The 24988-nt window shown below is 41.7% G+C and carries 29 protein-coding genes, 1 tRNA gene and 3 pseudogenes; 6 read left to right on the top strand and 27 right to left on the bottom strand.

Going from position 1 to position 24988, the window contains the following annotated elements; all coding sequences use genetic code 11:
• Positions 1–139 precede the first annotated feature (139 nt).
• The 20 genes and pseudogenes from AB5642_RS10265 to AB5642_RS10170 all read right to left on the bottom strand — a co-directional run bounded on the left by AB5642_RS10265 (position 140) and on the right by AB5642_RS10170 (position 15313).
• A complete protein-coding gene (locus tag AB5642_RS10265) occupies positions 140–2596 on the bottom strand; it encodes a VirB4-like conjugal transfer ATPase, CD1110 family (RefSeq protein WP_195196487.1) in 2457 nt (818 codons plus the stop codon).
• Complete coding sequence (locus AB5642_RS10260; RefSeq protein WP_005344185.1) at positions 2478–2942, bottom strand: PrgI family protein; 465 nt, start codon at positions 2940–2942, stop codon at positions 2478–2480. The genes AB5642_RS10265 and AB5642_RS10260 overlap by 119 nt, the downstream gene beginning before the upstream one ends.
• 23 nt (positions 2943–2965) lie before the next feature.
• Positions 2966–3835 carry a VirB6/TrbL-like conjugal transfer protein, CD1112 family gene (locus AB5642_RS10255; protein ID WP_117576648.1) on the bottom strand — a complete coding sequence of 290 codons (870 nt, stop codon included), beginning with the start codon at positions 3833–3835 and terminating at the stop codon, positions 2966–2968.
• A gap of 12 nt (positions 3836–3847) precedes the next feature.
• A complete protein-coding gene (locus AB5642_RS10250; protein ID WP_017144663.1) occupies positions 3848–4063 on the bottom strand; it encodes a Maff2 family mobile element protein in 216 nt (71 codons plus the stop codon).
• A gap of 121 nt (positions 4064–4184) precedes the next feature.
• Positions 4185–6044, bottom strand: coding sequence for a VirD4-like conjugal transfer protein, CD1115 family (locus AB5642_RS10245; protein ID WP_368371585.1), 1860 nt, complete (start codon positions 6042–6044; stop codon positions 4185–4187).
• Between the two features lie 23 nt (positions 6045–6067).
• A complete protein-coding gene (locus tag AB5642_RS10240) occupies positions 6068–6559 on the bottom strand; it encodes a PcfB family protein (protein WP_117579922.1) in 492 nt (163 codons plus the stop codon).
• Positions 6560–6641: 82 nt separating this feature from the next.
• Positions 6642–7436, bottom strand: a complete 795-nt coding sequence (locus tag AB5642_RS10235) for an ATP-binding protein (RefSeq protein WP_368371579.1) — start codon at positions 7434–7436, stop codon at positions 6642–6644.
• Positions 7436–8254, bottom strand: a complete 819-nt coding sequence (locus AB5642_RS10230; RefSeq protein WP_195196480.1) for a replication initiator protein A — start codon at positions 8252–8254, stop codon at positions 7436–7438. Before AB5642_RS10230 ends, AB5642_RS10235 begins: the two co-directional genes overlap by 1 nt.
• A 10-nt stretch (positions 8255–8264) precedes the next feature.
• Complete coding sequence (locus AB5642_RS10225) at positions 8265–9146, bottom strand: replication initiator protein A (protein ID WP_195196479.1); 882 nt, start codon at positions 9144–9146, stop codon at positions 8265–8267.
• Positions 9139–9531 carry a hypothetical protein gene (locus tag AB5642_RS10220; protein WP_195196478.1) on the bottom strand — a complete coding sequence of 131 codons (393 nt, stop codon included), beginning with the start codon at positions 9529–9531 and terminating at the stop codon, positions 9139–9141. The genes AB5642_RS10225 and AB5642_RS10220 overlap by 8 nt, the downstream gene beginning before the upstream one ends.
• Before the next feature lie 14 nt (positions 9532–9545).
• Complete coding sequence (locus AB5642_RS10215; protein WP_054335695.1) at positions 9546–9944, bottom strand: single-stranded DNA-binding protein; 399 nt, start codon at positions 9942–9944, stop codon at positions 9546–9548.
• Positions 9945–9957: 13 nt separating this feature from the next.
• A complete protein-coding gene (locus tag AB5642_RS10210) occupies positions 9958–10356 on the bottom strand; it encodes a hypothetical protein (protein ID WP_044921493.1) in 399 nt (132 codons plus the stop codon).
• Positions 10357–10485: 129 nt separating this feature from the next.
• Positions 10486–10797, bottom strand: a complete 312-nt coding sequence (locus tag AB5642_RS10205; protein WP_022068206.1) for a DUF6050 family protein — start codon at positions 10795–10797, stop codon at positions 10486–10488.
• A complete protein-coding gene (locus AB5642_RS10200; RefSeq protein WP_165853758.1) occupies positions 10787–10954 on the bottom strand; it encodes a hypothetical protein in 168 nt (55 codons plus the stop codon). The genes AB5642_RS10205 and AB5642_RS10200 overlap by 11 nt, the downstream gene beginning before the upstream one ends.
• Before the next feature lie 4 nt (positions 10955–10958).
• Positions 10959–11093: a hypothetical protein gene (locus tag AB5642_RS10195; protein ID WP_015524546.1), complete on the bottom strand. Its 135-nt coding sequence runs from the start codon at positions 11091–11093 to the stop codon at positions 10959–10961.
• Complete coding sequence (locus AB5642_RS10190; protein WP_368371578.1) at positions 11090–11995, bottom strand: ParB/RepB/Spo0J family partition protein; 906 nt, start codon at positions 11993–11995, stop codon at positions 11090–11092. Before AB5642_RS10190 ends, AB5642_RS10195 begins: the two co-directional genes overlap by 4 nt.
• A complete protein-coding gene (locus tag AB5642_RS10185; RefSeq protein WP_173721127.1) occupies positions 11985–12770 on the bottom strand; it encodes a ParA family protein in 786 nt (261 codons plus the stop codon). The genes AB5642_RS10190 and AB5642_RS10185 overlap by 11 nt, the downstream gene beginning before the upstream one ends.
• 298 nt (positions 12771–13068) lie before the next feature.
• Positions 13069–13554, bottom strand: a pseudogene (locus AB5642_RS10180) (enolase); the annotation flags it as partial.
• A 90-nt stretch (positions 13555–13644) separates the two neighbouring features.
• Positions 13645–14061, bottom strand: coding sequence for an amino acid-binding protein (locus tag AB5642_RS10175; protein WP_173719544.1), 417 nt, complete (start codon positions 14059–14061; stop codon positions 13645–13647).
• A gap of 151 nt (positions 14062–14212) precedes the next feature.
• The gene (locus tag AB5642_RS10170; protein ID WP_226840990.1) at positions 14213–15313 is read right to left on the bottom strand and encodes a Xaa-Pro peptidase family protein; all 1101 of its coding nucleotides are present in this window, start codon (positions 15311–15313) and stop codon (positions 14213–14215) included.
• 603 nt (positions 15314–15916) lie between these two features.
• On the opposite strand from AB5642_RS10170, the gene AB5642_RS10165 reads away from it, so the two are divergent.
• The gene (locus tag AB5642_RS10165) at positions 15917–16807 is read left to right on the top strand and encodes a polysaccharide deacetylase family protein (protein WP_368371577.1); all 891 of its coding nucleotides are present in this window, start codon (positions 15917–15919) and stop codon (positions 16805–16807) included.
• A gap of 39 nt (positions 16808–16846) precedes the next feature.
• Here AB5642_RS10165 and AB5642_RS10160 read toward each other — a convergent pair whose 3' ends face one another.
• Together AB5642_RS10160 and AB5642_RS10155 are read right to left on the bottom strand one after the other, a co-directional pair.
• A complete protein-coding gene (locus AB5642_RS10160) occupies positions 16847–17716 on the bottom strand; it encodes a DegV family protein (protein WP_173719543.1) in 870 nt (289 codons plus the stop codon).
• A gap of 75 nt (positions 17717–17791) precedes the next feature.
• Positions 17792–17974, bottom strand: coding sequence for a DUF6783 domain-containing protein (locus AB5642_RS10155; protein ID WP_308768487.1), 183 nt, complete (start codon positions 17972–17974; stop codon positions 17792–17794).
• On the opposite strand from AB5642_RS10155, the gene AB5642_RS10150 reads away from it, so the two are divergent.
• The gene (locus tag AB5642_RS10150) at positions 17894–18100 is read left to right on the top strand and encodes a DUF6783 domain-containing protein (RefSeq protein ID WP_308768488.1); all 207 of its coding nucleotides are present in this window, start codon (positions 17894–17896) and stop codon (positions 18098–18100) included. The two genes, AB5642_RS10155 and AB5642_RS10150, sit on opposite strands and share 81 nt — an antisense overlap.
• Here AB5642_RS10150 and AB5642_RS10145 read toward each other — a convergent pair.
• The 4 genes and pseudogenes from AB5642_RS10145 to AB5642_RS10130 all read right to left on the bottom strand — a co-directional run bounded on the left by AB5642_RS10145 (position 18003) and on the right by AB5642_RS10130 (position 21048).
• Entirely contained in the window at positions 18003–18791 is a 789-nt protein-coding gene (locus AB5642_RS10145) for a LytTR family DNA-binding domain-containing protein (protein WP_173719542.1), read from the bottom strand. The two genes, AB5642_RS10150 and AB5642_RS10145, sit on opposite strands and share 98 nt — an antisense overlap.
• A gap of 12 nt (positions 18792–18803) precedes the next feature.
• Entirely contained in the window at positions 18804–19424 is a 621-nt protein-coding gene (locus tag AB5642_RS10140) for a response regulator transcription factor (RefSeq protein ID WP_173719541.1), read from the bottom strand.
• Positions 19425–19521: 97 nt separating this feature from the next.
• On the bottom strand, positions 19522–20469 hold the full coding sequence (locus AB5642_RS10135; RefSeq protein WP_237925947.1) for a sensor histidine kinase: 948 nt from the start codon (positions 20467–20469) through the stop codon (positions 19522–19524).
• 432 nt (positions 20470–20901) lie between these two features.
• Positions 20902–21048 (bottom strand): annotated as a pseudogene (locus AB5642_RS10130) (DUF6783 domain-containing protein).
• Here AB5642_RS10130 and AB5642_RS10125 point away from each other — a divergent pair.
• The 4 genes and pseudogenes from AB5642_RS10125 to AB5642_RS10110 form a co-directional block, all read left to right on the top strand.
• Positions 20986–21192: pseudogene (locus tag AB5642_RS10125) on the top strand (DUF6783 domain-containing protein); the annotation flags it as partial. The pseudogenes AB5642_RS10130 and AB5642_RS10125 sit on opposite strands and share 63 nt — an antisense overlap.
• On the top strand, positions 21128–22069 hold the full coding sequence (locus tag AB5642_RS10120; protein WP_330589390.1) for an ABC transporter ATP-binding protein: 942 nt from the start codon (positions 21128–21130) through the stop codon (positions 22067–22069). The pseudogene AB5642_RS10125 and the gene AB5642_RS10120, both read left to right, overlap by 65 nt.
• A gap of 11 nt (positions 22070–22080) precedes the next feature.
• Entirely contained in the window at positions 22081–23205 is a 1125-nt protein-coding gene (locus tag AB5642_RS10115) for an ABC transporter permease (protein ID WP_173716370.1), read from the top strand.
• Positions 23192–24340 (top strand): ABC transporter permease, encoded by a 1149-nt coding sequence (locus AB5642_RS10110; protein WP_368371576.1) that lies wholly within the window; start codon positions 23192–23194, stop codon positions 24338–24340. The genes AB5642_RS10115 and AB5642_RS10110 overlap by 14 nt, the downstream gene beginning before the upstream one ends.
• A 367-nt stretch (positions 24341–24707) precedes the next feature.
• Here AB5642_RS10110 and AB5642_RS10105 read toward each other — a convergent pair.
• Positions 24708–24778, bottom strand: a tRNA-Trp gene (locus AB5642_RS10105).
• Positions 24779–24988 lie beyond the last annotated feature (210 nt).

The raw sequence follows: 24988 nt of genomic DNA, 5'->3' as shown, positions 1-24988 counted from the left end.
TTCTGCCACTACTTACTCCTCCTTCTTCGGATACCCTTTCCCTGCCTGTAATAAGCAGAGAAAAGCGATGCCGAAAACAGCACCGCCACTAAAAGTTAATACATATGAAATTGCTCGTAACATTGTTTTCTCCTTTGATTTAACCTGCTTCGGAAGTTTCCTCCAAGCGGGTTGTCATGATTTTATAGAGAGAATTCTTCGGGAATCTGTCTACAAATGGGATAATGACATTTCCATAGAACAAAAGTCCTTCCCCCTCATTACTGTTGGTTACATAGGACAGCTGGGTTGGTGAGATATTCAGCTGTTTTGCAAGAATCTGCCTGTCTCCGGAAGCCTGGTTGAGCATATAAATGAAATCAGAGTTTTCAAAAATATTCTCGATTTCCCTGGAAGACAATAAATCCTTAATGTTCTGGGTAATTCCTGTCGGGATACCACCCCATTTACGGAATCTCTTCCAGATCTCCACACTATAAGCTGCGGTCTGCTCCTCTTTTAAGAGAAGATGGAACTCATCCACATAGTATCTGGTGGATTTATGGGCAGAACGGTTCATCGTTACCCTGTTCCAGACCTGATCCTGAATGACGAGCATCCCAATCTTTTTCAGCTGTTTTCCCAATTCTTTGATGTCAAAGCAGACAATGCGGTTATTGATATCCACGTTTGTCTGATGATTAAATACATTCAATGAACCTGTAACATAGATCTCCAATGAAGTGGCCAGTCGCTGTGCTTCCGGCTCTTCCTGTTTTCTCAGAAGATTATATAAATCCTCCAGGATTGGCATCTTCTCCGGTACTGGATCGGCAAGGTATTCCTGATAGACTAACCGTACACAACGGTCAATGATGGTCTTTTCTACCGGCTCCAGTCCATTCTTTCCTCCAACAATCAATTCACACAAAGACAGAATAAAATCTGCTTTCAGTGACAGTGGATTGTCTTCCTCAGAATAATTCAGATTCAGATCCATTGGATTGATATACTGATCAGATACCGGTGAAACCTTCACCACCTGCCCATGCAGTGCCTGTACCAATGGAGAATACTCGGCTTCTGGATCGCAGATGATGATATCATCTTCTGTGATCAGGAAACAGTTCGTAATCTCTCTCTTTGCTGAGAAGGACTTACCGGAACCAGGTGTACCAAGAATCAGTCCATTCGGGTTCTTCAGACGTTTCCGATCAACCATGATCATGTTGTTGGATAATGCATTCAATCCATAATAAAGAGCTTCCCCTTCCTGAAACAGTTCCTGTGTCGTAAATGGCACGAAGATCGCTGTTGAAGATGTGGTAAGCCCTCTCTGGATTTCAATCCGATTGACTCCCAGCGGAATACAGGACATAAGTGCTGCTTCCTGCTGATAATCCAACTGTTTTAAGGAACAGTTATATTTCTGCGCGATTCCCTGCACCTGGAAAATATTATTATCCAGCTTCTGACGCTTCTTTGCGGTATTCATTACCAGAACCGTTACAAGGAACATCCTCTCATTTCTGGACTGCAGATCTTCCAACAGGTTCTTCGCCTCTTCTCCATAAGTCACAAGGTCCGACGGAAGCACGTCCATATCATAACCGGAACGTACTGCCCGCTTCTGCTCTTCAATCTTCATCTTATCCAGATCTGAAATCTTGCTCTTGATCATTTTGATCGCTGAACTCTGATCAATAGACTGGATATGAATGTTGACATTGATGCTGTCATCTACATCCAGGAAGTCTGCAAGCATCCGGTCTGTCAGCTCCGGTGCCAGAATCTGCAGGTAACTTACACTTCCCATCGTTCTTCCCATCAAAAATGTCTGATTCTTGGAAAAGTTAAAGGAAGTCGGTGCAATAAAATCTTTGGTCTTTAATCCTGTTTCCGGAAGCATCTTATACTGGAACTTAAATGGTTCAATCCGATCCTGGTTGAACACATGATACATGATCTCCAGCCTTTCCAGTCCATTCAAGGGATGTGCCTGTGCTCCCAGAACCTTAAAGTTGTTTAAGATATCTGTTTCGATTCTTTCAAGCCTTGGTCTTGCCACCTTCAGGCTTTCTGCTTCGATTCCAAAAGTGATATACTTTGTCTTTACCAGACCATTATTTCCCTTGGAAAGCTGATTTTTCAGCATAGTACGGTACTCTTCACGAATGGCATTGAAGTCATCGTTCTGATCAGGAATATCAATACTTTTCTCAAATTCTGCTACATCCACCTGCTGATTGATAAAGGATAGCTGCACACTGATGGAAGAATCAAAGTAATTTAAGAAATCACAGTAATTTTCAAATATCGTGGTCTTATCCTCATTTAAAGCAAGCTGATAGTTGATGTCATAAAACTGAATTGTCTTAGAGAAAAAGGTCTTTGTCACCTGGCAGATACCATCCTGCAGCATCCGAATATACGGAATACTCTGCTGTGCAGTTGTAGGAATGTTTTTCTGTTTCCTGCGGTCCCGCTCCTGTTTCTTCTTACGCTTTTCCTGTTCTCTTTCTTTTCTGCTTTTTTTGTTTCTTCTTTCCTGACGGTTTCTTTTTTCCGCCAGGGACAGACGCTCCTGCTGAGCCTCCTGCTTTGTCTTTTTTGCCATCCGGCACACCCTCCTTTTTCACAAGGGTGGAAATCTCCTGATAAAAATTTTCTGTCTTATATGGTCTTACTGCCGGACAGATAAACTTCTGTCGAATGATATTTGCCACCACTTTTTCAAAGGGAAGACCGTCTTTTTCATACATTGCCATGAAGAAAAACGGAAGCATGATCGTTACCATCAGGATGGCTGCGATACTGGAACCGATTGGTTTTCTCATGACCAGATAAAACGGAATTCCCACAACTGCGGCAAGTGAAAAGAAAATCAACTGCCGCTTTGTCAGATTTAACGCTACTTTTGTTTTGACCTTGGTAAGGTCTTTTGGTACTGGTACATACGCCATGGTATGCGCTCCTTTCCTGCCCGCTAATGGGCATTGAATATTGATTTGCTAAGGCTTCCGGTCTTGAATAATGAAAATGCAAGAATCACGGTATAAGCCGCTACTGAAAACATTGCTGCATGAAGGTCACTGGATATGGTCATTGCATTTACTAAAACTGCATAAATTCCCACGCAGACCATCATGAAGAATCCCTGAAATGCCAGTGCGAACAAGCCTTTTAAATAGTTGTTTCCGATATTACCCCATTCCTTATTGGTCATGGTGGCAAACGGAATTGGTGCTATGGAAGTATAAAGGTAAATTTCTATCATTCTTCCGTACAAGATTACCGTAATGATAATTGACAGAATGTGCATGGTAACACTGATCAACATCGTTTCCATGGATAGCAGGAACAAATCCCCTAACTCCATATCCTCCAGGGCATCCACAATCCGTGAAATTGCTTCTGTTGCATCCACCGCAGTGTTTCCTGATATCACCCCGGCGGCATTGTTGACCACATGCTGGCCAACATCAAAGACCGCCATCGTGATATTGAACGTATTTGTCACCAGATAAATGGCTATATACGCTTTGAAGATCCAGAGGAAAATGTTATAAGTCTCAAATTCATGGAAATTGTTTTTCTGTGTTACCATCGTGATCAATTCATAGCACAGGACAAAGGTGATGATCAGTCCCGCAATGGGGACAATCACCGTTTGGGATATATTCTGAATCAGATTAAAAATCCCTGCATTCCATCCCTGCGGTGTCTGTCCCACCTGCCCGGCTATGGTTCCCACCTGCTCATTGACAGACGTGAACATGTTATCCAAACTTGACTTGATAAGCCCGATCAGGATATCCTTTATCGCTTCCGTAATTCTCTCAATGATGGTGTTCATCTACCACTCCTCTTAAGAGAACAATGTTGCCAGCTGTGGAATCAGGGTAGTTCCCAGCAGCATGATTCCGGCACCAGCCATCAGCTGTTTGATGCCCTGGCTCTTAGCGCCGGGATTGTCATTTCCATATCCTTCCAGAAGGTTTACGACACCCCACACGCCAAGGCCTGCGCCGATTGCGACTACAAGAGTTTTTAAAGTTGTAATTGCACTGCTAAAAAATGCCATATACATTCACCAAAACTGACTTCTTTCAGGTGTTTACGGGAATGAAAAAACACCGACTAAAAAGCCGGCGCACCTAATGTCAGTTATTCCTTTCCTCATTATTTTTCGTTCATTCCCAAGGTTACTCCGACAGTTCTACATGAATTACTTCCACCTCTTCTTCAGATTTCGGCGTGTACTGCGGATTTAACTCTTTTTCTACTTTGTATCGGTTCTTCTCGTTTTCATCTGCAAGAAGCCGATAGTTTTTGTGTTTCGTGATATCATATTTGTCCGAGAAAAATGGTCTGGCACCACGGATCTGCAGGATACATTTTCCTCCATCCATGACTGCAATCTCATCTTCTGTCATCAGCTGTTTGCCCGTTTTCTGGTAATTCAATCCAAAAGACTTCTGATTACTTCTCGTCTCCGAAGTGTTATACAGGTCAATAGTTTCCTTACCCAGAAGCTCGCTCATTTCCTTTAAGGTAGTCTTCTCTTTCCCACCAAGGAATAAAGTCGTGTCACAGTTGCCCAGAATCGTATCTGCACTATCCTTATACATTGCCTTTAGCTGACTCTGTGACTGCAAAATAATAGAAGCAGAGATTTCCCTGCTTCGGATAGTTGCAATCAGCTTGTCAAACTGAGGAATTTGTCCGATGTTGGCAAACTCGTCAGCGATGACACGCACATGAACTGGCAGTCTTCCACCATACTCATCATCTGCCTTGTCACAAAGCAAATTGAAAAGCTGTGACTGTAGCATGGCAATCACAAAGTTAAATGTGGTATCCGTATCGGACATAATCAGAAACAAGGCTGTTTTCCTGTCACCGATCTTATCCAGTTCCATTTCATCATAAGACATGATCTCACGGAGTTCTGCTATATCAAATGGTGCCAGCCTCGCACCACAAGAAATAAGAATACTTTTGGCAGTTTTGCCAGCCGCCATTTTGTATTTTTTATACTGTCTGACCGCAAAGTGCTGCGGATCCCTTTCTTCCAGTTCCCGGAACATCATATCCACCGGGTTCTGGTAAGTTTCATCCTCTTCACGGGTTTCGCTTTCATTCAAAAGATCCAGAAGGGTATTCAGATTCTTTTCCTCTTCATCACCTTCATACCAGATAAAAGCAATCAGTGCTGTGTACAGCAATCTCTCTGCTTTCACCCAAAAATCTTCGGAAGCTTTTTCCCCTTCACCTTTGGTATTAACAATGATTGTCGTTACCAGCTTCAGGATATCCTTTTCAGACCGTATATAAGCAAATGGATTGTAATGAAGGGACTTGGAAAAATTGATGGTATTCAGAACCTTAATCACATATGGCTCATGTACCATTTTTCCAGATTTATCTTTCATGATATTTCCATTCTTATCTTTCTTAGGTGGTCCCTTTGCTAACATCTTTCCGCACTCCTCGATCAGAGTGCCCTTCGGATCTGTAATGACCATGGAACAGTTCATCTGCATGACCGATGGTTTTACGAAAAAACGTGTCTTACCGGAACCACTGCCGCCGATGACCACTATATTTTTATTTCTTGCATACTTCGGTTGCTTCGGTCTGCTCTCCATGGTCAGTGCTTCTGTTGCTGTCAATGGAATGTTCATCCATGGATCTTCCGACATATAAGGCTTGATATCCTCTGCGGTTCCCCATCTGGCTGAACCATACTCGATGCCTTTCCGTAATTTCTTTGCATCTGCCTGTTTCTGCCAGACCAACACTTTCAGAACGACTGTAACAACAATACCTGCTAGCAGATCTTTCCAGTTATTGCTTAACACAAAACCAGCAAAAATCCGGTCTGCGTGTTCCATTGCATATAAAAGTTTGTTCCCCATATCTTCTCCCGGACTGTTCCGGTAAAGAAAAAATGCCCGGTCTGCATAGAAAGCAGCCAGAGCATAAGGGATATTTGTAAGAACCAGTTTCTTTTTATCCAGGGCGGACAGCTTACCCCCAATTTTATTCTTCCACTTCTGCATCAGAGTTTTGCCGCTTTTCTTTTTCATCGACTCTGCTCCTGATGCCGGTTCTTTACTTTGTCCTTCGTCTTCTTTGGCATCATTGCCCGATAAGCTGCAAGACGCTTATGAATGGAAGGCTTATTCGCTTTTTGAATCTGTTTCTGGGAAAACTCACGGAAAGCAGCATTAAGGGCATCCTGATCACGTCCCTTGAAAAATACCAGATAAACCGGAGGCTCTTTGCTCTTGTCTTTTTTCAAAGCATAATTGATCCCGTATTTTCTGGCATACCGTTCAAAGGACTTGATATTTTTGTCCGTGATCTCGATATTGACCATCCCGGCATTCTGTTTTGCCAGCTCTTTTACCGTGACCTTTCCCTGTTTCGGCTGATTTTTCTGTGCTTTCTTCTCTACTGATTTCTGCTTCTGATGACGCAGATACGCAGCAAGAACCTTTTTCAACAGGTCTGCTGTAATCTTAGTTGCCCGAATACAGAACGTGACCGTTTTCTGAGTTACCTCTTCCTGCATGACTTTTCCCTCCTTTCAGCGATTCAACTGCTGTCCAGATCTGTAATCATGTCAATCACCCCCTTTAATGAAAAAAGACAGATTAACCGGTAATCAGGTTCTGCACCTGTACGAGTTTTTCTGTCCCTTCTTCTTTTCTCTTATCTTCTCCACCACAATAGATGGGAACACACATTTCAAGTATTCTACTGTAAATACGCTGATGGGCAGTATCCAAATCTGTGGATTTCATTTCATTCAGTCCCAGATTCGTTGTTACGATCAGCGGAAGCATTTTACAATAACGGCTATCTATCACATTATAGACCTGCTCCAAAGCAAACTCGGAATTTCGTTCTATTCCTAAATCATCAATAATCAGCAGCGGATAATCCACAAGATTTTGTATAATCTGGTTCTTATCTGCCTGATAGCTGGTCATTTCGTTTAAGATCCTGGAAAAATTCGTCATCATGACACGTTCTCCCTGTTCCAAAAGTGCATTTGCAATACAGCCTGCAAAGAAACTTTTCCCGGTTCCAACTGGTCCCATCAGAAGCAGTCCTACATTTTTTCTCTTCATATCTATCCAGTTTTCTACATACTGCCTGGCGATTATGATCTTCTGGTTGCTTCCATTGTCATTTTCAAATTTCCATTCCCAGAATCTTCTTTCCCGAAGTCCGACTGACTTTCTCTGATAAAGCAGCCTCTGTGCTTCTTCCCGCTGCATCTTCTCATCCAGTTCCTGCCTGGCTTTTACCTCGCATTCGCACAAACAGGACACTACATGCTCAAATCCCATCAGACTGACTTTCATCTGTTTTCTTTTTCCACAGGTACCGCAATGAAGACATCCATCTTCGTCCAGATAATCTGCTGTTACTCCATTTTCCATCACAGACTCTCTCCTTCCTGAAATTCATATTTTTCCATTCCTGTCCTGGCTCCATCCCGTTCAGCCCAGAGACAGATTGTTGCAAAATGGTTCTGATACTCTTTTCCACTGGATTTCATATAAACGGAAAGATGATCAATCCGTTTCTGGTAGTCCCACGGAAATAGAGTCATCAGCTCTTGCAGTTCCGTTTCCGACAAAACAACATTTTTGAATCTCCCATACTGGCTGAAATTTTCTTCCAAAGCGTGAGTGTTGCTCTTACTCTTATCAGTATGATTCTTTTCTGTCTTATTTATCTTAGTATTACTTCCTTCCAGATTCTTGCAGTCCGGACTTCTATTTTTTTGCTGCCCGGACTTCCAATTTCTTGCTATCCGGATTTCCAACTCCTTGCTATCTGGACTTCCAGTTTCTTGCAATCCAGAATGAAAATATCTGTCTGGCTTTCCTCTGACCCGTTTCACAAAATTTTTCACATATATGACAGAGGGACGGTTATTTCCCTGCCGGTACCGTTCAATCAGTCCAATTCCATGCACACTGTCAAGTTCATAAAGGAGCTTTGTTACAGTCGTATGGGACATCCTCAAAAGATCCTGCAGTTCTGCAATCGTATAAATGATATAGACATAACCATCACTGTCAATCCAGCCATTTTTCTTTGATAGACTGATGCGGTCTAAAAGGATTCCATACAAGAGTTTTGCATCTGTGGAAAGACCCTGAAATTCCTTTTCTGTAAACAGAGCTTTCGGTATTCGGAAAAAAGAAAACTGGTCAGATTCTTCTGCTCTGAAGTATTCAAAATCTGCCATAATTTATTTCCTATTCTTCCATATTGTTGAAGTCATACCCTGCTGCACTTCCTGTGCCATGACACAATTCATCAAGCACATAATTGAACGCATTCACCGCTTCTTCCAGATAAATTTTCCTTGCCTCTTTATCACACGCATACATATCGGCAATAAATCCTTCATCATTTCCTATTGCGTGTACCAGAGTCTCCAGAACTTTCATAAATTTCTTTTTTGAACACTTTTTATGCTGCCTATTCACATACTTCTGAATGTCCAGTACTCTATCAGCATTTTCCTCATTTTCTTCCAGGATTCCAAATGCCAGGTCCATGCCAAATTCATAGCCATCACAGGAAATCTGATCAATATCAAGCTGTCCAAGCTCATCTCGATAATTTCTTTCTTCCATTGAAGTCAGTGGTGTCTCATATTCATCCAGATATCCCATATCCGCAATCGTTTCCAGAATATCTCTGGATGCTTTCACCATCTTGTCCATGATAATTTCTCTTTCTTCCATCGGCATATTTGCCATAATGCTGTCTAATGTCATCATTGATTCTTCCTCCATCTCATTTTCATAAATATCATTGATATAAAAGTGGTTCGCCTTTCCATTGTCTGAAATGATACGCACCAGATTACCAACTTGAACCAGTTCCTGCACTGCCTGATCTACGCCATATCTGGTCGTATTCAGGTCTTTTTTCATTTCACTTTTCGGATAGATTACAAATAAATCCCCTTCACCATCTACCCAGCCATTCTGCACCGCAAATTTTAAGCGATCCAGAAATAAGCTGTATAAAATCTTTGCTGTATTTGACAGATTCTTGTATCTGTCCATCTGAAACAGCATCTTTGGCACCTGCAGACAATCTACCGGCATATACTCCATCTTACTCATTGATTGTTTCCTCCTTCTGTTTGTACAGCACTTCAGCTGAATTGATATTGATTTCCAACATACCCACAAATACCTGATAATACAGCAGGCATATCTGTTCATCCTCCTTTGCCAGATACAATCCTTCCAGTTCATTGGACGGATGTTTCATTCCATATACTGCCTGACAGATATCATGGATTTTCTCACATTCCACACTCCTCAGATGCATCTCCAAAGTGTGGTTAAATCTCTGCCAGTCCTCCAGTTTCTGATTTACTGACATCATGCACTGGAACAGTTCTGCTGCTTCACATGCTGCTGACAGCACTACATTTTTGTTATTGATACTTCCATCGGCATTTTTCATATGCCCTGCCATATACGCCTGATCTACTGAAACCATCTTTTAATCCTCCTCTATCTAAACGGCATTTCCTCTTCCATGCCCTCTGGGATCTCTAAGAACCCTTCCGCATCTTCTGGAAACGGTGGTCTGTCAACCATTTTTGCACCAGCAAATTCAATCCGGTTTGCATACACTTCGGTGGTATAAATCTTTTTTCCGGTATCTTTATCTTCATAATTACCCGTGACAATCTCGCCTTCCACCATGACCTTCGTTCCCTGTATCAGATAATCTCTGGCAAATTCTGCTTTCTTTGCAAAAGCCTTTACCGGAATGAAACTGACTTCATCGGAATAATTTCTTCTGACTGCCAGAACAAACTTGGCAATCTTATGAAGTCCTTTTTCATTCTCCACTTCGTTGTATCCGGGATTTCTTACCAATCGCCCGGAAATAACTGTTGTATTCATTGGCTTAACCCTCCTATGCTTTCATTGATTTGTAACAGATGCCGATACATGGTCCACATTTTCCATAGGCACATCCGTAACATTCATCTTTTTCCAATTCTTCTTGCTTCATTTCATCGGCAAACATTCCTAACAGTGTTGTATAAATCTTTTTCATTGCAAGGAACTTTTCTTCTGCTTTTTCCATCTTCTCTTTGTAAAATGGGATCAGTTCACGAAGAACTGGATGGAAACGTTCATTTTCATCATCCCAGGCACAGGTTTTCATCATACAACGTGGCTGTTTCTCATAATTGCCCAGATAATACGGGCAGAACGTACAGCCTCTTTCTTTAACAATTTCCACCGGAATTACTGGCATCTGACTTTTGATTTCCTTAGTTACATGCTTACTTTCAATTCGCTCTCTCATCTTAAAAATCCTCCAAGAATATATATTTGCAAAAGGGACTTCCCCTGAATTGCCTGGTTTTAAGCACAAAAAAAGAGGCAGACTTACGATTTTTGTTTTCGCAAGCCTGCCTCTTATCAATCTAATATTCTATTTTCCAATGACATACCGTATAAACACGTATATCGCTCTAATCACATACACTGGAATCATGATACTTCCAATCAATGCTCCAATGATGACACTTAATGCAGCCATCCCAAGTGTTGCTGTGGTATCCATTCCTCTTGGGATTAGAATCAGCCGCATTTTATGTATTCCAAATGGAAGTCCGGCAATAAATACCCACCAGAACCAATCCGTCTGTCCACTGACCTTCATAATTGTTTTTGTCATCCAAAACCAGAATACCATAAATGCCAGTGGCAGAATCGATTTTTTAATTACATCTTCAATCGTCATCTTTTTTCTCCCTCTGTCTGATTCCTTCCGCCACCTCCCGATTAAGGTTTGCCAGTATTTCTCTAACCACAGGAGAATCCAATCGAAAGGTTTCCAGATCTTTCTCCGTAAGCTCCCTTCCGTTCGCATCATATCTTCGTACAATTTTTAAAGCCATACTTTCACTTCCTTCCTGCTGATAATCCTAATGTTTTCAACAAATGTTTAAACTTCTCTCTTTTTATCCGTTTAACACGTATCTTTTCTATCTTTTTCAGATAGACTTGTATTCTACTTGCCATATCTTCATTGCTCATTCTTTACCCTCTCTTTCTGCCCACGATGCCAGCAGCATAAATATAATTTCTTCCATCTGAGTCTTTGTATATGTATCTGGAAAATATTGTTTCAATTTCTTCGCCGGAATCTGCACCTGAACTTTTTCAGTACTTTCATTCATGCAAATCTGGTCAATTTCTGAATACGTCAACATCCGCTCTTTTGAAATCTGCTTCAATTCCTTTGCCTGCTTCATGGAAGGTACCATATTGTGATTACTCATATACTGAAGTAATATCTGCTGTTCTTCAGTTCTCAAATAAGAAACTTCAACAGCTGTGTTAAAGGGAAGCTTCTTCTCGTCTGCCAATTCTAATAGCTCTGCTATTAACTCTGTCAAATGAATATATCGAAGAATCTGTCTGGAACTATCTCCTGTATTCTGACTGACTTCTTCTGCCGCCAACTTCTTGCCAACTTGGCAAGAAGTTAAATCAGACCGTTTCCCCTGACGCTTTAACGCCTCATATTTCATTTTATAAGCAAATGCTTTTTCGCTGATCAGCAGCTCTTCTCGTTGAATGTTGGAATCTACCATAATTACCGTTGCTTCATCATCCGTAAGATCTTTGATGATAACCGGCATTTTCTCTAGTCCAGCAAGTTCACATGCTCGTTTTCGCCGATGACCAGCTACAAGTTCATAACCACCGGATTCTCTCAACCGCACAATACCAGGAACCAACACTCCATATTGTGTAATACTTTCTGCTAATTCTTCCATTTTCTTATCATCTCTTACTTGAAACGGGTGATTCGTAAATGGATGAAGACTTCCTATTGCTATCTCACTAATTCCATTGGTTGTCTCTTCGTTTGTTCCAAACAATGCATCAAGCGGCTGTAAGGAAACGGGAGTTGCTTTTTTTTTAGATGACATCTTTCAGCACCTCCTCCGTCACTCTCCGATAAGCTTCTGTAGCTTTGCCTTTCGGATCATAAGAGAAAATACTCTGACCTTCTCTGACTGCTTCCTTCATTCTTACAGAAAATGGAATATAATTATCGAAGATATGAATTTGACTTCCATATACATTTCTGAGAAGTTCCATATTATTTCTGGCATCATTCGTATGAGCATCGACCATTGTAAACAGAATTCCACCGACTTGCAGCTTCGGATTGATCTGCTTGCGGACCTTACCAATTGTTTTTAATAACTGCTGCAATCCTTTGATTGGCAGGTAAGACGCTTCAACCGGAATTAGTACTTCATCTGATGCAGCCAGTGCATTGATTGTGATCATTCCCAATGATGGCATACAATCAATAATAATTGCATCATATTGATCCTTGATACCATATAAAATTTGTTTCAATACATATTCCCTACTCATTGCATTTACCAACTGTACTTCCGTACCTGCCAGTCCAATGTTAGAACAGATAATGTCTATTCCTTCTGCCTGATGCCTGATGTAACAGTCTGATGGAATATCTTCATCTTTCATTACTGCATCCATAAGAGCTGTAAGAGTTTCATTACTGTCATCACAATCACGATATCCAAATCCTGCGGATACATCTGACTGTGGATCGGCATCAACGATTAACACTTTCATATTATTTTGTGCTAATCCTACTGCTAAATTAGCTGTACATGCGGATTTTCCCGTTCCTCCTTTTTGGTTAACAATAGAAATTACTTTTGCCATAATCTTTCCCTTCTTTCTTGTCAAATAAAAAGACTGAATCAGACAGCTGAGAAATAAATCTCATGCAAGCTAATTCAGTCCAAAATATATTTTTATTCAATTATCACCGCTTTCGTGGTATAGTAAATACATCTCAGCCGAGTTCTGAAATTCTATTACTTTTGTACTGTGTTATTTATAAAAGAGAGGCCTTTCCTTCATAAATTCGTTGATTGGTTACGAAATTTATTTAGGACTAAATCGCTAGAGCCCTTGTATTATAAGGGGTTCTGCCTTGTGTCATTATAATAACACAAGCACCGCCATTCAAAATATTCATCATTGGTACTGGCATCCTGTTCGCATGACAGCCTCCGATATACTGATAAAGCGGAATCCGAAGTGCCATAGCGGCTGCCCTCGCCACCGCCATAGAAACACCAAGAGTGGCATTTGCCCCAAGATTGCTTTTATTGTCCGTGCCATCTGTCTGGATCAGAAGAGAATCAATATAGGTCTGATCCAGTGCATTTTCTCCCAGAATTGCCTCCGAGATTTTTGTGTTTACATTATCCACTGCTTTTTGTACACTAAGGCCTTTATAATTTCCTTTATCTCCGTCTCTTAGCTCCAGTGCTTCGAATTTTCCTGTGGACGCGCCGGATGGAACTGCTGCACGGCCTGTATATCCATTGATTCCAATAACGCCTTCTCCAACTGTCACTTCTACCTCCACAGTAGGATTACCTCTGGAATCCAGAATTTGTCTTGCGTGAATCTTCCGAATAGGCAAATACCGTAACATTTCCTTACCTCCTAAAGATTGATAACGGTAGTTTTTCCAACTATTCAGAGTTCTATGCAGGATTTCAGATTCTGTTTCTGCCTGAAGTGCTCAATGAACCTCAGAAATGGAATTAAATCCCTTATTTCTCAGACATGCCTCCACCTCACTGATATCCGGTACGTGTAGAACCATGATCGGAAGTCCGGTAGCACGGTTGAAAGACAGATACAGATAATCAATATTGATGTTGCTCTCCTGGAGACTGAGAAGCAGTTTGTTCAGATTACCAACCTCATCCTTTACCTCGATTCCAAGAACATCACTAAGCTTACAGATAAAACCAGCCTTTGTCAGCGCTTCTAACGCCTGCTCAGGTTTGGAAACAACCATACGTATAATTCCATATTCAGCACTGTCATTGGTAACAGAACCAAGGATATTAATATCCTCCTCCAGGAGGATTCCAGTCACCCGCTGCATTTTTCCTTTGATATTTTCCGCAAAAATCGATAATTGTTTCAGCATTTTCTTATTCCTTTCCATATTTCAATAACAATATTAACATTTTAATCATAAAAGAAACTAAGATGCCACTCGGGCAGATAATTTTCTTTCACAAAACAGACATTTCGCCTGTCGGCGACATCACTATCTATTCACTATATATATCAGCTCTTTATTTCTCAACGGGAACCTCAATCAGTTCCTTAGGAGAATGTGCCAGATTGCGGCAGCCATCCTCCGTTACCACTACCATATCCTCAATACGAACCCCTCCGAAACCAGGTACATAAATACCCGGCTCAACAGTCTCGATCATATTGGCTTTCAGAATGGTATCGTCAGAGGGAGACAGGCGCGGACTTTCATGGATGAAAAGACCTACACTGTGACCAAGTCCGTGGCCAAAACAGTCACCGTAACCAGCCTCTGTAATAATATCTCTCGCCACCTTATCCACACTCGCTCCGCTTACACCAGCCTTTACTGCTGCAAGACCGGCCAGCTGTGCTTTTAATACAACATTGTAAATTTCTTTCTGTTTATCGCTTGCTTTTCCGAGGACAAAGGTACGTGTCATATCGGAGCAGTATCCCTTGTATTTACAGCCAAAATCACAGGTAACAAAATCCCCTTCCTCCAGCTTCTTATATCCTGGGATTGCATGAGGCATGGAAGAATTCAGACCGGAAGCGATGATCGTGTTAAAGCTTAAATCCTCTGCTCCCTCTTTTTTCATCAGATATTCCAGTTCTGCCGCAGCTTCCAGCTCTGTCATTCCTGGTTTCACGATTTTCAAAAATTCTGCAAATGCTTTGTCCCCGATTTCTTCGGCTCTTGCCAGATACTCCAGTTCTTCCTCAGTCTTAACCTGGCGAAGATCATCGATTCTGCTGCCAAGAGGTATCCATGTCTGAACCGGCAGTTCCTTTCTGAGCTTATCAAAATCACAGCAAAGCATGGACTGATCCTCATATCCCATATGGAAATCGCTGCTTACATTCTCCTTCTCCATACACTCCTTCAGAATCGTCTGACGGTTATGCCCACGGCACTCTTCGATTACTGTGAAATCGCTCTCCTTACCGGCCTGCTCCGTATAACGGGAATCTGTGATCAGCACCTTCTGGGCTGCTGAAATATATAAAGCGCCCTCGCCGCCACGAAAACCGCTTACATGTCGCATGTTATACGGATCTGTGATCACAAGGGCATTCAGTTTCAATTCATCAAGAATTGCATTTAACATCTTTGCTTCCTCCTCATCTTCTGTCATACAGCTTCCCAGCACTTTATCACGTTGAAAAGCCATATTCTTTATAGTTTCATCATACCACATTATACGCGGAAATATTATCTGAATTTTTAATTCTTTTCACACGTATAAACTTTTTATTTTATATAAAATAATATTTTTTTCAAATTATTTGTTGACAAACGAGAAGTAATCTGTTATAGTAAGCTCATAAAACAAAAGGAACTTAAAAATAAAAACAAAAAGGAGTGAGACCACCGAAAACATAAGTTCATTACTTATAATCTAAGAAAGAGAGGTACGGACCACCAGAAGCATAACGAAACATCTTAATTTTTAACACTTTAAGAAAAGCGAGGTACAGTCCACCAAGAACGTAAGCCTTAATTCCAATTGTTTTAAACGCATAATATATTCGGAAAGAGAGGTACATTCCATTGGATATGGATCAGATTTAAGCCACCAGTAAACGTCGATGCTGGTGGCTTAATTAATGTCTGGATTTTCCTTTCATTTTCAAGCAGCTGCCTTGCCCTTATTCGCATGATTTTTCAAACACGCTCTGGCATAAACCTTTTATTTTCTCATATATCTGTAAAAAAATACCCGTGAGGTTTTCTCTTCATGAAATTTCCCATTTTTTCTTTTCCATCACTGAAGGAAAAATTCTCTTCGCATATTTCCTCTTTTTGCTCGAAAAATCGCCCTGCGATCAAAGACTTTCTCCACTACGCCGTCGTTCCTCTTCTCTTCGCCCTGTCCTTTCTGGCTGGTTCTGCCGCCCGGGTGATCGTCCAACATTTTTCGCCCCCGGAAGCAGTCGCTACTTCATCAGACTGCGCAAGCTGGGGACTCAGTTTCCAGGAAGAAGGAAAACGTCCTGTAGGAAATGCTTCCATCCAAGAGCTTGCTTCCTATAACGCCTACTTTGCAAAGGATACCCAGGAGAAAATACTCTATCTTACTTTTGACTGTGGCTATGAAAATGGCAATACACCGCTGCTTCTTAATGCATTGAAAAAACACAATGTAAAAGCAACTTTTTTCGTTGTTGGAAATTTCATAAGAGATAATGGAGATCTGATAAAAGAAATGGTTCAGGAAGGGCATATTGTAGGAAATCATACCCTCTCTCACCCGGATATGTCCGGGATTTCTTCTCTGAATGATTTCAGGAAACAGCTGGAGGGCGTGGAAAATCTGTATAAAGAAACGACCGGAGAATCCATGACGAAATTCTACCGGCCGCCTCAGGGAATTTACAGTACAGCAAATCTGTCCATGGCAAAGGAACTGGGGTATAAAACCTTCTTCTGGAGTCTTGCCTACGTGGACTGGTATCAGGATAAACAGCCAACCAGAGAGGAAGCCTTCGATAAGCTTCTCACACGAATCCACCCAGGGGCAATTGTCCTGCTGCACAATACTTCTTCCACAAATGGACAGATTCTGGATGAACTGCTGACCAAATGGAAAGAAATGGGATATACATTTGGAACGCTCAATGATTTCTGAATTTTTGCTTTCCTGGAACAGGTTTGAAAAAGGCTTTAATTACCTATTATTTCCAAAATAAATAACCGCCTGTACTCCAGGACCAGTATGAATTCCAATAATCGGGCTCATTGGCATAATGATAACCTGAGCCTGTGGTACAGCTTCCAGGATAGCAGCCTTCTCTTTCTCAGCCTGCTCAGCAGCATCACCGTGACAGATAAATACATAAGGATGCTCCTCATTTAATCCGGAACTGATATACTTGGAAACGATCGTATTCATAGCAACCTTGGAGCCGCATACCTTCTCCGGGATTGCCAGAGTTCCATCCTCCACAATACGAAGAATCGGTTTGATCTTCAGCTTTCCGCCGATCCAGGCGATTGTGGGGGAAATACGTCCGCCTCGTTTCAGAAAATCAAGATCATCTACTGTAAACCAATGGCAAATATGGAGACGATTCTCCTCCAGCCATGACGTATTCTCCTCCAGGGACATTCCTTTATTCTGGTTTTCTGCTGCCAGGATCACCAGGATTCCCTGTCCTCCTGTAGCTGCAAGAGAATCCACGCAGGAGATCTTACACTCCGGGTACTCTTCCATCAGATCAGCAGCTGCAATGCGAGAGCTCTGCCATGTAGAAGTCAGTCCTCCGGAAAGGGAAATATAAAGAATATCCTTGCCCTCTTTCAGAAACGGTTCAAAACAATCGGTATATGTAGCCGGGGAAATCTGGGAAGTACTTCCGGTTCCACCTGCACGAAGCTTGTCATAAAAAGCCCTGCTGTCCCAGTTTCCCGGATTCCTGTGCGGACACTCCTCTCCGTTTAACTGGTATACCATAGGAATCAGATGAATCTGACCCTTATCTAAAATGTCTGCCGGAATATCTGCAGATGTATCTGTTATGATCACATAATCACTCATACTTGGTTCTCCTCATTTAATTGGCAATTCCTTATACCGTAATCGGTTAAGTGCTCCCATTATAGCATACTTCTTTTATGACGTGTGTGTTTTTTTACATTTTTGGTACTTTTGTAACGTTTTCCACAGAGCATGTTGGAAAAGCATTCCCGCGATCTGCACGCCCCACTTTGCGATATATTTCGTCCGAATTCGGTTGCCGTAGCCCGCTACGGCGCCCTCATCCTGGCAAAATTTCCCACAAATTGTGACGCACATCTTGCAGAAAGCCTTTTTCAGATACGCTCTAACGGGCTACAATTATTTTTTGCAGCGTCTTTTTTACTGCCGTATACTTTTTTTCCGGAACTGGAAGTTCCCGTCCTCCTGTTACAGTCATTTTAAATCTGCGGATAGAATGGACATGTGCCGGGTTTACCATGTAACTCTCGTGGCACTTCAGAAACAGGTTCCCATAACGTTTTTCCAGAGTTTTCAGGCTTTCTGTAGACTCAAACTCCTGATCCAGAGTATGGATCACCGTATGATTGCCGAGACTTTCCACATAGATCACACGCGACCAATTCAGATAAAGAATGGACTTATCAATTCCTTTCACGTAAATCCGCTCTGATCTGGTCTCTCCTGTAAGGACAAACTTACGATAATTCTCATCATAATGTACCGGATAAATACCATCCCTCTCATCATACTGAATTGCATTTGAAATAAAAATCACACGTATCTTCGGCACACCTTTTTGCTCCACCCAGATAAACTGCATACGCTGATTTACCCGACTTGCACTGTTGTCCGGCCAGATCGTATCTACCAGCATAAAAGTCATGATCTCTGCCACCGTACTGCTTGTAGTGGCAAGCGGCAGCACCGTCAGATTATTCAGAGAAAACTTCAGTTCGTGTTTCTCAGCGTGAAAAGCATCTACCAGATTTTTTCTTCCGCGGATCACCTGCTTGTCTGCAGGTCCTATCCAAAGAACATCCTCATGACAAGAGTTCAAAAAAGGCTCTATCTCATTGTTATAATATAAATTCAAAAGCTCTGCTGTCCGGTCTCCAATTTTCTGTATGTTCATCTTCTGTCGCTCCTATTTATGCTGGTAATAAAAAACTGCCACCTGTGTACGGTCACGCAACTGCAGTTTTTCCAGAATCATGCTCAGATAATTCCGCACGGTTCCTTCACTCAGGAAAAGCTCTGCCGCAATCTCCTTATTGCTGTATCCATTTGCGATCAGCTCTATCATCTCAAATTCTCTCTCATTAATGTCATATTTTCCATAATCAAACTTCCTTTCTCCCTGCAAAAGGTCTGGAATCCTGGAAACTATTTCTGTCCCAAATACTGTCTGCCCACAGTAAACCGCCCGAAGTGCAGGCAGAATACTGCCGTAATCCTGCTTCAGAAGATATCCCTTTGCACCAAGACGCAGGGCTTTTACTATGTATTCGTCATCGGAAAAAGTGGTAAGAAGCAGAATATTTGCCTTTGGATACCTGGACAAAATACTCCGGGATGCTTCCAGACCGTCCATTTTCTCCATTCGAATATCCATAAGGAGCACATCCGGCTCATACCTTTCATAAAGCTCACAGGCCTCTTTTCCGTCTGCTCCAGTCGCTAACACTTCCACATCCTCATTCACTTCCAGAATGGTTTTCAAAGCACCCGCCACCAGGCAGTCATCGTCTACAATTATTATTTTCATTTCTTACTCCTGCTTTTCTTTCATTTCCGGAATACATTCAAAAAATATTTTTCATAATCTGTATGCCCGCTTTACTGTATCTTTATCGGAATCCACCTCAACCACATTTGGGTATTGTAATAAAAATCCGGAATCCCTTATCCGTAAAAATCTGTATGGTTCCACCCAGGGCATTTACCCTTTCTTTCATATTTACAATTCCAATACCGGATTTTTCCGGATCATAAAAAGTATTTGTCCCATTATCCTCTATACAAAGCTGGTACAGTCCCGGATGCTCCCGAAGGATCAGCTGCACCTTCGTGGCGTTGCTGTGCTTCATAATATTTGCGAAGGCCTCTTTGGTAATACTGATAAAACAGTATTTCACCTCCCTTGGAACCTCTCTTGTCATATCATAAACCATCTGCACCGAACAAAATGTAAACTCATGAACCAGGCTCTTTTCCACTTCTTCTAAATTTACTGCTTCATCGTGAAGGTCATGGACACTATTTCTGATGCTGTTCATAGCATGGTTCAGGGAATCCTCCAGATTTTTCAGTATGGCGGTCATCCCGGGATCTTTATTTATGGTCTTTGCAGCCCCTACCATAAGGATTGAACGTGAAAGTACATGTCCCACATTATCGTGGATTTCCCTGGCGATCCGGTTTCGTTCCTTTAAGGTAGCATTATAGATCTCATAATCCTGTTTTTCCTGCAAAGCTTTATTTTTCTGAGACAAAAGCAGGTTTCGCTCCTTGGAATCATCCTGGATCCTTCGCAGCTTCTCTTCCAGAATCTGACTCTTTGCAGTATTTCTCTCCATAAAAAACGCCAGTAAAAATCCAAATACACCGGTCATTGCAAAAAAGCCCATGTTTTCCCTGCTTTCAGGTATTTTCCAGAGAAAAAACATCACTGCTACTGCTGCCAGCCCCCTCATTTTTTCATGAAAAAGCAGATAAAAAAGACATGGATAAAAGATAAAGGTCTCTGGAACAGCCAGTCCCAGAAATCCGAACAAAATGTAAAGGATTAGCTGCAATGCCTTCTTTCTCACCGCATATCCACAACAGATCACACTTACACAGCTCAAAAAAGCGATCAGAAAGCCCGCCCCTGGCGGCAGAAAAAAAGTGACAGAAAGCTATAAAATACCAGCAATCCACAGTCCCAAAAGTGCCCCACTCTGCCACCTTCTTTCTCATTTTTTCCAAATACTGCTGTTCACTCTGTAACCGGTAATTTTCAAATATTTAACCTGTTTTTTTACATATATGCCTTACAGACATTTCCCTTATTATAGTATAACTGACCTTGCGCTGTAAAGAAGGTTCTGCGCTTTATGACATTACGTTTTACTAGTACATCGAATATTAAATTTCGATATACTAGTAATGTTCCGCGAAGTGTTTTTGTGAATGAAGCAAACTGTGATTTTATGACATTTGTCATGTGAAGGCCGTGACATCTGACACTTGGCGATTTTCCCTTATTCCGTTATACTAAAGTGTGTTTGAAAAAGCATTCCTGCAATCTGCACGCTCCACTTTGCGGTATATTTCGCCCGAATTCAGTTGCCGTAGCCCGCTACGGCGCTCTCATTCAGGCAAAATCTCCCACAAATAGTGACGTACATCTTGCCGAAAGACTTTTTCAAACACGCTCTAAACTTATGATACAGCTACTATACGGGGAAAACCCGAAGGAGGAAAAGCGTGTCCACAAACATTGTTCAAATAGAAAATCTGGTAAAAAGATATGGGGACCTGGTGGCACTTGATCACCTGAACCTGAGTATTTCGGAAGGAGAGATTTTTGGTCTTCTTGGTCCCAACGGCTCCGGAAAGACTACCGCTATCAATTGTATGCTTTCTCTTCTCAAATACGATAAAGGCAGCATTCATATTTTCGGAGAAGAAATGCGTCCTGACAATTACAAAGTAAAACAGCAGATTGGAATCGTGCTGCAGAATGTGGCTGTTTTTGACGAACTGACTGTCTATGAAAACATTGATTATTTCTGTGGGCTTTATGTCCCGGATAAGAGGAAAAGAAAAGAACTGGTGGAAGAAGCCATTACCTTTACCGATCTTAACGATTACCGGAAAATGCGTCCAAAGAAGCTCTCAGGCGGTCTTCTCCGCCGACTGAATATTGCTTGCGGAATTGCTCATAAGCCTCGCCTGATCATTATGGATGAGCCAACGGTAGCCGTTGACCCCCAGAGCCGGAACAAAATCCTGGAAGGCATTCAGAAGCTGAATGAACAGGGTTCCACCATCATTTACACTTCCCATTATATGGAAGAAGTGGAGCAGATCTGTACACGGATCGCAATTATGGATCACGGTCATGTGATTGCCTCCGGCACCAAAGAGGATCTGAAAAAAATGATCAAAACCGGCGAGACCATTACTATTGAGGCCATTCCTCTTACCTCGGAGAATCTGGCTGACATCCGGACTCTTCCCCACGTCTTTGACCTGCATTACGAGGAACAGATTCTCACTGTACGGTGCACAGGTGCCCGCCACAACCTGATCCGGCTTCTCAATTACCTGCAGAGCCAGGATATTTCCTTTGGTCAGGTTTCCTCTGAGCTACCTACTTTAAATGACGTATTCCTAGAAATCACAGGGAAACAGCTGCGAGATTAAGGAGGACTGCCATGCTGCATTTGATCAAATATAATCTTCTTGTAAAGCTGAAAAATTTTGCCACCACTTTCTGGCCGCTTATTTTTCCAATTCTTCTTGGAACTATGTTCTATTTTGCTTTTGGAAATATTGATGATGCTGATTTCGAGACTGTACAGGTTGGAATCGTAAAAGAGGAAGGCGCTGATACGTTGTTTCTTATGTTTCTGGATCAAATTGAAAACAACGGAAATCATCTGATTGCTGCTCAGGAATTATCTGAATCAGCTGCACTTACCAAGCTGGAAAATGAAGAAATTTCCGGTATCTATCAGGTGGGAAGCTCCTCTTCTCTTACAGTAGCTTCCAACGGAATCCCCCAGAGCATCCTTCAGTCCATTTTGTCCGGCTACGAAACCGGAAAAAGCACCATCCGCACTATAGTCCGCACACATCCATCCGGTCTGTGGGACGGAATACGGCAGATGCTAAATCAACAGGAAACACTTACTGAAGTTTCACTTGGCGGACAGACTATTAACGGAAGTGCACAGTTTTTCTATGCATTGATTGCAATGACCTGCCTCTATGGCTGTTTTATCGGATTTGGCTCTGCCATAACTCTTCAAGCCAATCTCACAGCACTTGCCGCACGACGCTGCGTTACTCCAACGCATAAACTGAAGCTGATTCTTTCAGAGCAGATTGCTTCTTTTTTGCTTGGCTATTTCGATGTGATCGTGTTGCTGATCTATCTTCGCTATATTTTAAAGCTGGATTTTCAGGGAAAAATCGGATCCATGCTGCTTATTTCTTTTTTCGGATCCCTGATCGGGGTTTCTATTGGAATTTTTGTAGGTAGTCTTGGAAAAATGAAAGAAGGGGGAAAGATTGGTATTATTCTTGGTTTTTCCATGGTCTGCAGCTTTTTATCAGGACTTATGAACAATACCATGAAGGATCTGGTAGAAAAAAATATGCCTGTTATTAACCGGATCAATCCGGCAGCACTTATTTCTGATGCTTTTTACTGCATCAATGTGTATGACGATATGAGCCGCTATTACCGCAACCTGTTCACTCTTGCAGTGATGAGCATAATATTAGTGACTGCTTCATTTTTACTGATCCGGAGGGAAAGCTATGATAGTATTTAAATGTTACATGAAAATTTTAAGACAGAATGTGACGCTGGTCATTATATATCTTGGTATTTTCTTTTCTGTGGCTCTTGTCATGCAGATGGCCGCTGGAAAAAGTGAAGACAGCCTTTATGCAAATACCAGCATTGATATTGGAGTGGTAAAGGAAGATCAAGGCGTTCTGGCTCAGGGATTTGTGGATTATCTTAACACGATTCACAATGTAATTCCTATGAAAAATAATCCGGAAGTACTTCAGGAAAATCTCTTTTACCGTAATGTGGAGTATATTGTGCAGATTCCTGATGACTTTTACGAGGCTTGCATTCAAGGAAATCAGCCACTGAAGGTCACCAAGGTTCCAGGATCCTACAGCTCCTATTATGTTGACCAGCAGATCAGCAGTTATATCAGTACCATCCGGACTTATGTTGCTGCCGGTTTTTCCCAGGAGGAAGCCGTTCAGGCAGTAAAAACCGAAGTTCATAAACCGGTCACCAAGATTTCCTCTGATTCTGCAAGCAGTGATCTGGTTCCTTACACTTATTATTTTCGTTATATTCCTTATCTTTTTCTGGGAGCTCTTTGCTATACCATGGGATATATTCTTATGGCCTTCAAAAAGGGAGATATCCAGAAACGGATGGAAGCCTCTGCTATTTCAGTGAGGCGTCAGTCCCTCCAGGGATTGCTGGCAATGGGAGTGATCGGTGCCATTCTGTGGCTTCTTGGAATCCTGGGAGTGGTGCTGATGTATGGAAATACCTTTTTGAAGTCTGAACTTTGTGGCTATTATATTGCAAATACATTGCTTATGTTAGTAGTTTCACTGTCACTCTCTTACCTGATTGGAATGTTTATTCCCAACAGCAATATTTTAAGCGGCGTAGCCAATATTGTTTCTCTTTCCATGTGCTTTCTCTGTGGTGTCTTCGTCCCTATGAACATAATGGACAAATCTGTTCTGAAAGTCGCCAAGTTTCTGCCAGTGTACTGGTATGAACAGGTAAATGAAATTCTAAGCCGGCATCATTCCCTGACACCGGAGCTTCTTGGAAAGGTACATCTTGATATGGGAATCGAGGTGCTGTTTGCAGTTGTGTTTGTGTGTCTGATTCTGGCAGTTTCAAGGTATCGAAAAGAGGGGTGATTCCCTCTTTTCTGCACAGCCAAAATTTTTAAGGTTAATAACCTATTTATTATTTTTATAAAACAAATATGATTCACAGAACTATCCACAAGCAATCAGACCATTTACGTTATAATCTTCTTAGCAGCAAACGTAAGTCAGCTGAAATTATCACTTCTCAAGTAGAATATAATATATTCTACACATGATTCTACTATTTTATCAATAAATCAATAGAAATGAATTAAGAACAAGTCAAACAGGTCATATCTTTTTAAAAACTAGGAATCATTCCTAGTTGACATCATAGGTGACATCGTTAGAAAATTCCACGAAATAGAAAATGCCGGAAACCCAGTAAAATCAAGGCTTCCGGCGATCAAGAGAGCAGGGGATGAGAGAATCGAACTCCCACCAAAGGTTTTGGAGACCCCTATCATACCATTTGACCAATCCCCTATTTTATGAAGAAAAGTGACTATTACTAGTCACGTCTCTTTGAAAGGTTCTGTACCTTCAAAACTACATACATGTTACATCCTAATGGAATCATTTTACCTCTGCGTGAGTCTGGTAGCCACTTTATAACTGCCTTTCTCATTTCTTGGTCAAGCCCTCACCCTATTAGTAACAGTCAGCTCCGTGCATTACTGCACTTCCACCCCTGCC

The sequence above is a fragment of the Ruminococcus sp. 1001136sp1_2201st1_G3_2201SCRN_220225 genome (assembly GCF_040924365.1).
Lineage (GTDB): Bacteria > Bacillota > Clostridia > Lachnospirales > Lachnospiraceae > Blautia_A > Blautia_A faecis.
The sequence above is the reverse complement of the archived record's forward strand: the minus strand, read 5'-3'. Positions and strand labels throughout refer to the sequence as shown.